The sequence below is a fragment of the Micromonospora sp. MH99 genome, from assembly GCF_021442385.1.
Classification (GTDB): Bacteria; Actinomycetota; Actinomycetes; order Mycobacteriales; family Micromonosporaceae; genus Micromonospora.
Map to the genome: position 1 here is coordinate 18,082 of NZ_MUZA01000054.1, position 10,504 is coordinate 28,585.

The following is a 10,504-nucleotide window of genomic DNA, read 5'->3' on the forward strand; positions in this document are numbered from 1 at the left end:
AGGGGCACTCGCCAGGCAGACTGGTGAAGCCATGTCACCCTTCACGCCCACCCTCCGCCTCCACGACCGCTACGTCCTGCACGAGCGGATCGGGCTCGGTGGCATGTCCGAGGTGTGGCGGGCCGACGACGAGGTCCTCGGCCGGCCGGTCGCGATCAAGGTGCTGGCCGGGCAACTCGCCGCCGACCCGCAACTGCGGGCCACCATCCAGCGCGAGGCCCGCGCGGCCGCCCGGCTGACCCACCCACACGTCACCCAGGTGTACGACTACGCCGAGGCGACCCTGGCCGGCGGCGTCGTCGTCCCGTACCTGGTGATGGAGCTGGTCGAGGGCCACAACCTGGGCGACCGGCTGCGCGGTGGCCCGCTGCCCTGGCCGGAGGCCGTCCGCGTGGCCGGGCAGATCGCCGCCGCGCTGGCCGCAGCGCACCGCATCGGGGTGGTGCACCGCGACGTCAAGCCGGGCAACGTCATGCTCACCGACACCGGCGCCAAGGTCCTCGACTTCGGCATCGCCGCGCTCGGCGGGCTGGACAGCCAGTCCGGCGAGCCGCTGATGGGCACACCCGCGTACTTCGCGCCCGAGCGCCTCACCGCCGGCCCGCCCGACCCGGCCAGCGACGTGTACGCCCTCGGCGCACTGCTCTACCGCACGCTCACCGGCCAGGCGCCCCTGCCCGTGCAGAGCTGGGAGGACGCCCTCGAGGTGCACCGGCAGGGCACGCCGGTGCCGCCGCTGCGGGTGGACGGCCTGCCCGCCGACATCGCCGACCTGACCCTTGCCTGCCTCGCCGCCGACCCGGCCCGCCGGCCGAGCGCCGCGCAGCTGGCCCGCCGGTTCGGCGCCGGTCAACCGGTCGAGCCCCCCACCGAGCTGCTGCGCATCGTGCCGTCCGCCTCGGCGGCCCACCCGCCGACCCTGATCGACCGCTCGGCCGCCCGGCCCGTGCCGGTTCCGGCCGTGCCGGCCCGCCGCCGATCGCGCCGACCTCTGGGCCTCCTCGTCGCGGCCGGTCTCGCCATGCTGGTCGGCCTGGGCGCGGTGCTCACCCAGGGCCTCGGCACACCCGACACTCCCGACACCCCCGGGCCCGCGCAGGTGGCGGCCCCGCCGTCGACCTCCGCCCCGGCGCCCGCGCCCAGCACGCAGTCACCGAAGCCGCCGGCATCGCCGTCGCCGTCGCCGTCGACCGCAAGCGCCGCTCCACCGACGGTCGGCCAGCAGGTGCCGGTCAGCTTCCGCCAGGTCAGCGACGAGTTCACCGAGGTGCTCGCCGCGGCGGTGGCCCGTGGGGATGTCGACCGCAAGACCGCGGAGGACCTCCGCGACGACCTCGCCGACGTGAACCGACGGTCCAAGGACCGCGAGCGGCGCATCGCCGACCTGCGCGACACCATCGCCGAGTTGGTGGACCGTGGCCGGCTGCCACGGCAGACGGGCGCCCAGCTCGACGCGCTGCTCAGTCAGGCCCGCGGGCTGCCCGCCGGCCGCACCGACGGCTGAGGCATCTGTCGTAGTCTCACCGGCATGACGACGAAGCAGACGCACACCCTCGCCGTGCCCGGCGTCGAGCTGGTCTACGACGTCCGCGGCCCACTGCCCCCGGGCGGCGGGCGGCCCGCGCTGCTCATGATCGGCCAGCCGATGACAGCGGAGGGCTTCGACGCGCTCGCCCCGCACTTCAGCGACCGCACCGTCGTCACCTACGACCCGCGCGGGCTTGGCCGCAGCATCCGTACCGACGGCCGGTCCGACCACACGCCGCAGCAGCAGGCAGCCGACCTGCACCTGCTCATCGAGGCGCTCGACGCCGGCCCGGTGGACGTGTTCGCCAGCAGCGGCGGTGCCGTGACCGCACTCGAACTCGTCGCGACCCACCCCGGCGACGTCGTCACGCTGGTGGCCCACGAGCCGCCGATCAACGCGGTGCTCCCGGACGCCGCGGCGGCCGAACGCGCTCGGAACGGCTTCTACGAGGCGTACCAGGCGAAGGGATTCGGCGCCGGCATGGCCTCGTTCATCGCGATGACGTCGTGGCAGGGCGAGTTCACCGACGCCTACTTCGCCCAGCCCGCGCCCGACCCGGCGATGGTCGGCATGCCCACCGACGACGACGGCAGCCGCGACAATCCGCTGCTGTCGAAGAACTCGTGGGCGATCACCGACTACCGCCCCGACGCGAGCGTGCTCACGGCGTCGTCGACCCGGATCGTGATCGCGGTCGGAGAGGAGTCGGCGGGCACGTACACCGCCCGTACGGCCCTCGGCACGGCGGCGCTGCTCGGCCAGGAGGCCGTGGTGTTCCCGAGTCACCACGGCGGCTTTCTCGGAGGCGAGTTCGGCTACGCGGGCAAGCCCGAGGAGTTCGCCGCGCGGCTGCGCGAGGTGCTGGACGCCGGCTGACGACAGTCATCTCGTACGGACGGCTGATCCATCCGCGTGCGTCGCTGGCATGATGGGCCGATGCGAACACGGTTGATCTTCGTGCGGCACGGCGAGTCGCTCCACCAGGTCGACGGGATCGTGGGCGGCCCGCACGGATGCCGCGGGCTGACGCCGCTCGGCCACGACCAGGCACACCGGCTTGCCCAGCGACTCGTCGACGACTACGCCGTCGAGGGGCCGGTGGCGGTGTACTCGTCAGTGCTGCGGCGCACCGTCGAGACCGCGCAGCCCATCGCCGCGGCGTTCGGCGTCCGCCCGCTGGCCGACTGCGGTCTGTGCACGTGGCACACCCCGCCGTACGCCGACGGGCTGCCGGTCACCCGCTTCCGTACCGAACACGCGGTGCCGGGCGGGGGAGTGTTCCGGCCGTTCGAGGACGGCAACGAGAGCTGGGCCGAACTGGTGGTGCGCGTCAGCCGCGCCATCATGGAGATCGCGCACCGGCACCGGGGCGGCACCGTGGTCCTGGTCGGCCACAGCGAGACAGTCGAGGGCGCCTTCCACGCGCTCGCCGCGCAGCCGATCTTCCGGGCGTTCGACCTGGACGTGCCGCCGGCCTCGATCACCGAGTGGGTCACCGACCACGACACCGGCGGCTGGCCGCCGGCCCGCTGGACCCTGCGCCGTTTCGGCGACACCGCCACTGTCGGCCAGCGCGCGATCCAGTAACGCCGCGCGCCGGGGGCCCTACTCGCTGAGGATCTGCTCGCGCAGGATCTCCGCGTGCCCGCAGTGCTGAGCCAGCTCGCGCAGCACGTGCAGGTACACCCAGCGCAGCGGCAGCGGGCCACGTCGGTGGCCGCGCAGCACGTCGTCCAGGCCCAGGGACGCCGTAGCGCGGCGCGACGCCTCGCACGCCTCGCGGTGCGCCTGCTGGACGGTGGCGATCGTGTCGCCGTCGGCCAGGATGAACGACTCGTCCGGCGTCGCCGGGATGCCGATCTCGGCGCGCGGCCGGCAGGTGACGGCCTCGTCGAACCAGACCTTCTCGACGAAGGCCGCGTGCTTCACGAGCCCCAGCAGCGTCGTGCGGGACGGCACCAACGAGCGTCGCGCCTGCTCCTCGGTGAGCCCGTCCAGGGCGCTGTTGAGCGCGCGGCGGTGCTCGTCGATGAACGCCTCGACCTGTGCCTGGGACGGCAGATCGACGACATCGTCGGCGAAGGTCGGCGGGAAACCGGTCATGGGCCGAAGCATGTCAAGGCCGCCGTCCACGAGCAACCGCGAAACGCACGAGCCGACCGACACGGAAGCGCCGTGACGCCGATCCGGCCGCACCGAATCAGTCCTCAATGGAGGGTCGTCGCGGTCCACTCGCCCGGCGCCGTATTCACCCGGGCGGCCACGTCACCCTGCGGCGTCCAGATGGCCGACCGGCCCGCCGCTTCGGTGTAGCCGCCGCCGGTGGACCCGGCGAAGCTCGCCACCGCCACCCAGACCCGGTGTGTCGTGGCGATCCGCTGTGCCCGCTCGTCCGGAACGGCGGCGTCGCGCGCGAACTCCAGCACCCCCGCCGCGTACACGTCGATCCCGAGCGCGGCCGTGCGCTGCGCGTGCGCCGCGACGCCGGTGTCCTTGCAGACCGCCAGCCCGACCCGCCACCCGTCCACCTCGAGCACACCTGGTGTGTCGCCCGGGCGGAACCGCTGCGCCTCCGCGCCGCCCAGCCACATCTTCCGGTACGCCACGGTCACCCCGTCGCCGGTCACCGCCAGCACCCCGATGTGGTCACCGGCCACCGGTGCGCCGGCCAGCGCCAGGGTGCCCGCCTCGGCGCACGCGTCGACAAGCGGCGCCAACCGGGGGTCGTCGACCGACACGACCGGGCCCTGCACCTCGTACCCCGTCAGGGACAGCTCCGGGAAGACCACCACCCGGGCGCGCGCCGCGCGGACCGCGTCGGCGTGTGCCCGCGCGTTCGCTGCGACATCCAGGGGTACGCACGGCGGCTGCGCCACCGCGAGCCGCAACGGGGTGCGGTTTTCCGCACCCCCGCCGGTGTGGGCGACCCGCGGGGTCCGATGGTCCGCCTCATGGTCGATTCTCAGGATCGGTTCGTAGCGTGGGGACATGATTCGAACGTCGCACGCCGTCCTCGCCACCGGAACCCCCGCGGCCGCGGCCGAACCGCCCGAGGGCGGAATCGTCGGCTACGTCAGCGATCTGGTGGAACGGCTCGGCGGGCCGGGCGCGGGACTGGCGGTGGCGCTGGAGAACCTGTTCCCGCCGATCCCCAGCGAGGTCATCCTGCCGCTGGCCGGCTTCGTGGCGGCGCAGGGGCGGATGAGCCTGGTCGGCGCGATCTTCTGGACCACGCTGGGCTCGGTACTGGGCGCGCTGGCGCTCTATCTGATCGGCGCGTCCCTGGGCCGGGAGCGGATGCGCGCCATCGTCGCCCGCCTGCCGCTGGTGAAGCTCAGCGACGTGGACCGGACCGAGGCGTGGTTTCTCCGGCACGGCGTGAAGGCAGTGTTCTTCGGCCGGATGATCCCGATCTTCCGGAGCCTGATCTCCATCCCGGCGGGGGTGGAGCGGATGCCGGTGCGGACCTTCCTGCTCTACACGACGCTGGGCAGCCTGATCTGGAACACCACCTTCGTGCTCGCCGGCTACCTGCTCGGCGACAACTGGCACCTCGTCGAGGGCTACGTCGGCACTCTCCAGAACGTCGTGATCGTCGCCTGCGTCGCGGCCGTCGCCTGGTTCGTCGGCTCGCGGGTGCTGCGGGCCCGCAGCTCGGCGCGAAATCCCGCGTCGGCCGACCGCTCCGGCTCGGACCCGGGGTCTTCTCGCCATGGTGCGCCGCCGTCGGGGATGCCGGATCCGGGCGGTCGGGGCACCCTCTACCGGGGGAGTTCCTGGGCCTCGGACGAGCGCTAGCCCGCCGTTTCGCGGAGGTCTCCGGTGAAGCGGAGCGAAGGGGACGCCACCCGAAGGGACGCCAGATGACCGGGGAGCGGCCAACCGGCCCGTGGTGGGCTCGGCTGCGGCTGCCGTTCGGCGTCGCCGTCGGGAGCGCGACGGCCGCCGTCGAGCTCGGCTTCCTGGCCGTCGCGGCGGTCGCGCTCGCCGTGTCCGCGCTCGCGCCCGCGGCCGGCCGCCGGGTCACCGACCTGACCAGACGGTGCGCGGGACAGCTCGTACGCCTGGAACGTCGACGCCTCGCCGGTCTGCTCGCTGCGGACGAGCCGCCCGCGGCGCACGAGGTGGCGGCCCGGCGGCAGGTCGGCTACCTGGCCGTCCGGTTGCTGCCCGGCACGCTCGGCCTGCTGGCGTACGCCGTGCTGGGCATCGGCCTGGTGCTCGCGGGGATCGTGCTGCGCGCGGCGGTACGCGGAGAGTTGAGCGTCTTCGACGCGCTGTCCCAGGTCGCCGTCGGCGCGGTGCTGCTCCTGCTCAACATCCAGGCCCTCGCCAGCATCGCCGCGCTGGACGTCCGGCTGGCCCGGCGGCTGCTGCGGCCGGGGCGGCGGGCGGAGCTGACCCGGCGGGTGCAGGAGCTGACCACCAGCCGGGCAGCGGTCATCGCGGCGGTCGACGCCGAACGGCAGCGCATCGAACGCGACCTGCACGACGGTCTCCAGCAGCGGCTGGTCGCCCTCGGGATGCTGCTCGGGAGGGCCCGCCGCGCCCGCGACGCCGACCGCACCCGCGCCCTTGTCGCCCAGGCCCACGAGGACGTGCAGCGGGCCGTCGCGGAGTTGCGCGAGGTGGCGTGGCGGGTCTACCCGTCGGCGTTGGACGCCAGCGACCTGGGTGAGGTGCTCGCCATGGTCGCCCGCGGTTCCGAGGTGCCGGTGCGGATCCGCTGCGACCTGCCGCTGCGCCCCGCACGACAGATCGAGACGGTGCTCTACTTCGTGGCCTGCGAAGCGCTCACCAACGCCGCGAAACACGCCGCCGCTAACCTGGTCACGGTCGAGATCGGCGTACGCGAAGGGTGGGTCCGCATGCGGGTGCACGACGACGGTGTCGGCGGCGCGGATCTCATCGGGCGCGGGCTGTCCGGGCTGGCTCGGCGGGTCGCCGCGCTGGACGGTCGGCTGGTCGTGACGAGTCCGGCCGGCGGCCCGACCACAGTGCTCGCGGAACTGCCGTGCGGTTAGTTCTCGCCGAAGACTCGACCCTGCTCCGGGAGGGCCTCACGCGGCTGCTGGCCGAGGAGGACCACGAGGTGGTCGCCGCCGTCGGCACCGCCGACGAGCTTGTCGAGGCGGTCGCCCGGTCCCGTCCCGACGTGGTGGTCACCGATGTCCGGATGCCGCCCACCCACACCGACGACGGGTTGCGTGCCGCGTTGGAGATCCGCGAGCGGTGGCCCGACACCGGCGTCCTCGTGCTCTCCCAGTACGTCGAGCGGCGCTATGCCGCCCGCCTGCTCGCGGACCGTCCCGAAGGCATCGGATACCTGCTCAAGGATCGGGTCGCCCAGGTGGACGACTTCCTCGACGCCCTCGACCGGGTCGCCGGCCGGGGCACCGCGCTCGACCCGGAGGTGGTCCGCCAGGTGGTGGCCGGATCGGAGCGACCCGACCCGTTCGGTCGACTCACCCCGCGCGAACGGGACGTCCTGCACGAGATGGCCCAGGGGCACACCAACGCCGCTGTCGCCCAACGGTTGCACGTGTCGCAGAGCGCCGTGGAGAAGCACGTCAACGCCATTTTCGACAAGCTCGGCCTCGCCCACACGGCCGGCTACAGCCGCCGCATCCTCGCGGTCCTGCGCTACCTGGGCACCCCCTCGTAGCTGCCGGGATGTCCGGATCATCCCGACCCTGAGGTGTCGGAGGTTCCGAGCGGATCGTCACCGACCGGTCCGCTCGGCCCACTTGGGTGGGTGGTCGCGGGCGAAATGTTCGATCCTGGGGTTTTCCAGGCTGTGACCTGTTGCATCCCTGGGCCGGAATCGTGGCCGGCCGGGGGTCGTTACACACCCTGACGATCGCAGGACCACGGCCACCTCCACCCGCTCGACCGGATGGGGAATGGCCGGCCGGGCCGGGTCGTTGCAGACCCCCGAACGACAGTGGGCCCGCCCCCGGGTCCGCTATCCGGTCCCGTGAGGGCCCGGGAATGACCCCGGACCGGTGGTCGTTACACACGGTCCCGGCGCCACGAGCCTCCCCGGTTCGCAGGCCGCCCCCCAGACTTTTCCCCTGTTTTGTGCAGCGCCGGACGAGGTGCTCACATCCGCGTCGCCGCTCCCCGGCGGTGAGGCGGGTGTTCCTACCCCCGAAGGAGCTACCCCCATGAACACGATCTTCCGTAAGAGCATGCTGTCTGTTGCCGGCCTCGCGTTCGCCGGGGGTGTCTTCGCCGGCCCGATCGCCCATGTCGCCACCCCGGGCACGGACGCCCGCCCGGTGGCCGTGGTGCAGGCCGACAAGCCCGACACGAGCAAGCTGATCCCGCACGGCACCCAGGGTGCCCAGTCGCACATCGACCTGAACGACGAGCAGACCGGCAACGTCAAGGCGATCATCGCCGCCACGAAGAAGGCCGGCCTGCCCGAGCGCGCCGCGGTCATCTCGATCGCGACGAGCCTGCAGGAGTCCAAGCTGGAGAACCTGGGTCACCTCGGCGACATGAACGACCACGACTCGCTGGGCCTGTTCCAGCAGCGCCCGTCCAGTGGTTGGGGCACGCCCGAGCAGATCACCGACCCGGAGTACTCGACGACCGCGTTCCTCAAGGGCCTGCGTCAGGTTGACGGCTGGCAGGACGTGCCGCTGACCGAGGCCGCCCAGACCGTGCAGGTCTCGGCGTACCCCGACGCGTACGCCCAGTGGGAGCAGCAGGCGGCCGACCTGGTTGGCCAGTACTGGAACAGCTGACCCACAGCCCAACCCGACCGATGGCCGGCACCCCCCTGGGGTGCCGGCCATCGGCATGCCCACCCTCCGGGTCGCCCGGACGGCCCGCTCGGCCCGGCCCGTACAGCGCGGCGCGGCGCAGATCTTGGACAGTTACCGTTCCGAGCGGACGGTAACTGTCCAAGATCTGCGCTGGGGCGGGAACACCGGCGGGCGTCCGCTGGTTGTGCACAGTGTCGGTGTGACTCAGTGTCCCCGGGCCTCACCTACATAGCCCTCGCGGAATACCGTCCGGCTGGAGCCGCGTCGCGCCACTCGCCGAGAGGCGACCTGCACACCGACACCGGCGCCGCCCTCGACCACTCGGTCGGGGGCGGCGCTTTTCCGTGTCCGCCGGGCACCATGAGCCGCCCTCGTGCGCGGCACAATGTCCCGGTGACTGCCGCGCAGATCTGGTCGGAGCAGACGGGGTTGCTCGTACTGCCGAGCGGGGCCGCGGTGCGCGGCCGCCGCGTCGCCGCGACCGCCTCGCCTGCGGACTTCGCCCTGCTGTTGGCACCCGGCCCGGAGCCGACCTGGCCATACCGCCGGATCAGGTGGCCCGACTTCTGGGTGCCGCTCGATCGGGCGGACGCACTCGACGCGTTGCGCGCGGCTCTGCGTCGGGCACACGACGGTGAACGCGTCGAGGTGGCCTGCCGCGGCGGGATCGGCCGGACCGGAACGGCGTTGGCCGCTCTGGCGATCCTCGACGGCCTGCCTGCCGAGCAGGCGGTGCCCTGGGTCCGGGCGGGCTACCACCGGAAGGCTGTCGAGACACCCTGGCAGCGACGCTGGCTGCGCTACGTCGCCTGACCACCGGCGTCGCCGGCGACGCGACAGGCTCCTGGTGGAGTGGGCCGCCGCCGGATGGTCGAGCGGCCAACCGCTCCCGCCGGGCGATCTTGTTGACTAGGGTCGGGCACATGAGAGCTGCGCTGCTGGCGGTCACGGCGTCCGCCGTCCTGCTCGCTCCCGGGCCGGTCCCGGCCGCGGCGGCCCCCACGCCCGTCGCCGCGACGGAAGCCGCCGCCACGGGTGCCGCCGCCACGGTGCCGACCGTGCGGTGTCCACAGGTGCCGGCGCCGGCGATGTCCCGCCCGCCACGGCCCTCGCCCCCACCCGCCGTGCCCGAAGCGCGGGTGGTCGGCGGCGCTGGACTCGCCACCAGCGGCCTCGTCGTGCCGCCCGGCGCGGGCACGCCACCGGCGATCACCGCCACCTCGTGGCTGGTCGCGGACCTGGATTCCGGCCAGGTGCTCGGGGGCTGCGGCCCGCACGAGTACGGCACCCCGGCCAGCGTCCAGAAGCTGCTGCTGGCGGCCACGATGATGCCCCGGCTCGACCCCGCCCAGACGGTGACCGTCACTGCGGCGGACATGAACATCGAGCCCGGCTCCTCCGCCGTCGGCCTGGTCGAGGGCGGCCGCTACACGATCGAGACGATCTGGCTGGGACTGCTGCTCAACTCCGGCAACGAGGCGGCGAACGCGCTGGCCCGGCTGGGCGGCGGGTCCGACGGCGCGGCCGGGGGAGTGCGCGCCATGAACGAGCAGGCACGCCACCTGGGCGCGCTCCAGACGCACGCGGTCACCCCGTCCGGCCTGGACGGCAAGGGCCAGTTCACCAGCGCGTACGACCTGGCGTTGATCGCCCGGGCCTGCTTCGCCCAGCCGACCTTCCGGCGGTACGCGCTCACCCGGCTGGCGACGATTCCGGCCCAGCCGGCGCAGCGGACCAAGGGCTTCCAGATCCAGAACGAGAACCAGCTCATCTACCGCTACCCGGGTGCGTTGGGCGGAAAGACGGGCTTCACCGACCTGGCGCGGCACACCTACGTCGGCGCGGCGGAGCGGGACGGGCGTCGGCTGGTGGTGACGCTGCTCGGTGCCGAGCCGGCGCCGATGCGCGGCTGGGAGCAGGGCGCGGCCCTGCTGGACTGGGGTTTCTCGCTGCCCCGCGACGCAGGCGTCGGCCGCCTGGTCGAGCCGGGTGAGCTGACCGCCACGCCGTCGGCCGCGCCGTCCGCGCTGGCCGCGCCCGGTCCGCCCCGCCCCGCGGCGGCCAGCGGCCCGGCGGGCACCGCCTCGGGATGGCTGTGGTCGGTGGTCGCGCTCAGCGGCGCGGGAGTGCTGGTGCTGCTGGGCGGCTTGCTGTGGCACCGCCGCCGCCGGTTGCCCGGTCAGATCGACAACGGGCCCCGGCA

11 protein-coding genes are annotated in these 10,504 nt (G+C 73.6%); 9 read left to right on the forward strand and 2 right to left on the reverse strand.

Features of this window, described 5'->3' with window-relative positions:
* Positions 1-31 precede the first annotated feature (31 nt).
* Genes B0E54_RS23840 through B0E54_RS23850 form a run of 3 tightly spaced genes read left to right on the forward strand, consistent with a single transcriptional unit; the run spans position 32 to position 3,115 of the window.
* Positions 32-1,504: a serine/threonine-protein kinase gene (locus B0E54_RS23840; protein ID WP_234588185.1), complete on the forward strand. Its 1,473-nt coding sequence runs from the start codon at positions 32-34 to the stop codon at positions 1,502-1,504.
* Between the two features lie 24 nt (positions 1,505-1,528).
* Positions 1,529-2,404, forward strand: coding sequence for an alpha/beta fold hydrolase (locus B0E54_RS23845; RefSeq protein WP_234588186.1), 876 nt, complete (start codon positions 1,529-1,531; stop codon positions 2,402-2,404).
* A 60-nt stretch (positions 2,405-2,464) separates the two neighbouring features.
* On the forward strand, positions 2,465-3,115 hold the full coding sequence (locus B0E54_RS23850) for a histidine phosphatase family protein (protein ID WP_234588187.1): 651 nt from the start codon (positions 2,465-2,467) through the stop codon (positions 3,113-3,115).
* 18 nt (positions 3,116-3,133) lie between these two features.
* Here the strand turns inward: B0E54_RS23850 and B0E54_RS23855 are convergent, their stop codons facing one another.
* The gene (locus B0E54_RS23855) at positions 3,134-3,631 is read right to left on the reverse strand and encodes a DinB family protein (protein WP_234588188.1); all 498 of its coding nucleotides are present in this window, start codon (positions 3,629-3,631) and stop codon (positions 3,134-3,136) included.
* A 104-nt stretch (positions 3,632-3,735) separates the two neighbouring features.
* Complete coding sequence (locus tag B0E54_RS23860; protein ID WP_234588214.1) at positions 3,736-4,416, reverse strand: carbon-nitrogen hydrolase family protein; 681 nt, start codon at positions 4,414-4,416, stop codon at positions 3,736-3,738.
* Between the two features lie 100 nt (positions 4,417-4,516).
* On the opposite strand from B0E54_RS23860, the gene B0E54_RS23865 reads away from it, so the two are divergent.
* The 6 genes from B0E54_RS23865 to B0E54_RS23890 form a co-directional block, all read left to right on the forward strand.
* Positions 4,517-5,326 (forward strand): DedA family protein, encoded by an 810-nt coding sequence (locus B0E54_RS23865; protein ID WP_234588189.1) that lies wholly within the window; start codon positions 4,517-4,519, stop codon positions 5,324-5,326.
* 65 nt (positions 5,327-5,391) lie between these two features.
* Entirely contained in the window at positions 5,392-6,552 is a 1,161-nt protein-coding gene (locus B0E54_RS23870; protein WP_234588190.1) for a sensor histidine kinase, read from the forward strand.
* Positions 6,543-7,193, forward strand: coding sequence for a response regulator transcription factor (locus B0E54_RS23875; RefSeq protein WP_234588191.1), 651 nt, complete (start codon positions 6,543-6,545; stop codon positions 7,191-7,193). The genes B0E54_RS23870 and B0E54_RS23875 overlap by 10 nt, the downstream gene beginning before the upstream one ends.
* Positions 7,194-7,695: 502 nt before the next feature.
* Positions 7,696-8,280: a hypothetical protein gene (locus B0E54_RS23880; protein WP_234588193.1), complete on the forward strand. Its 585-nt coding sequence runs from the start codon at positions 7,696-7,698 to the stop codon at positions 8,278-8,280.
* A gap of 414 nt (positions 8,281-8,694) precedes the next feature.
* Positions 8,695-9,114 (forward strand): protein-tyrosine phosphatase family protein, encoded by a 420-nt coding sequence (locus B0E54_RS23885; RefSeq protein WP_234588195.1) that lies wholly within the window; start codon positions 8,695-8,697, stop codon positions 9,112-9,114.
* A 110-nt stretch (positions 9,115-9,224) separates the two neighbouring features.
* Positions 9,225-10,504: D-alanyl-D-alanine carboxypeptidase family protein (locus B0E54_RS23890; RefSeq protein ID WP_234588199.1), on the forward strand; the 1,280-nt coding region annotated here is incomplete at its 3' end.

What these genes read in the sequence shown, in the direction of transcription:
- B0E54_RS23855 (WP_234588188.1), bottom strand. Translation starts at nt 3,631, where the DNA reads ATGACCGGTTTCCCGCCGACCTTCGCCGACGATGTCGTCGATCTGCCG.
- B0E54_RS23870 (WP_234588190.1), top strand. Translation starts at nt 5,392, where the DNA reads ATGACCGGGGAGCGGCCAACCGGCCCGTGGTGGGCTCGGCTGCGGCTG.
- B0E54_RS23840 (WP_234588185.1), top strand. Translation starts at nt 32, where the DNA reads ATGTCACCCTTCACGCCCACCCTCCGCCTCCACGACCGCTACGTCCTG.
- B0E54_RS23865 (WP_234588189.1), top strand. Translation starts at nt 4,517, where the DNA reads ATGATTCGAACGTCGCACGCCGTCCTCGCCACCGGAACCCCCGCGGCC.
- B0E54_RS23850 (WP_234588187.1), top strand. Translation starts at nt 2,465, where the DNA reads ATGCGAACACGGTTGATCTTCGTGCGGCACGGCGAGTCGCTCCACCAG.
- B0E54_RS23880 (WP_234588193.1), top strand. Translation starts at nt 7,696, where the DNA reads ATGAACACGATCTTCCGTAAGAGCATGCTGTCTGTTGCCGGCCTCGCG.
- B0E54_RS23845 (WP_234588186.1), top strand. Translation starts at nt 1,529, where the DNA reads ATGACGACGAAGCAGACGCACACCCTCGCCGTGCCCGGCGTCGAGCTG.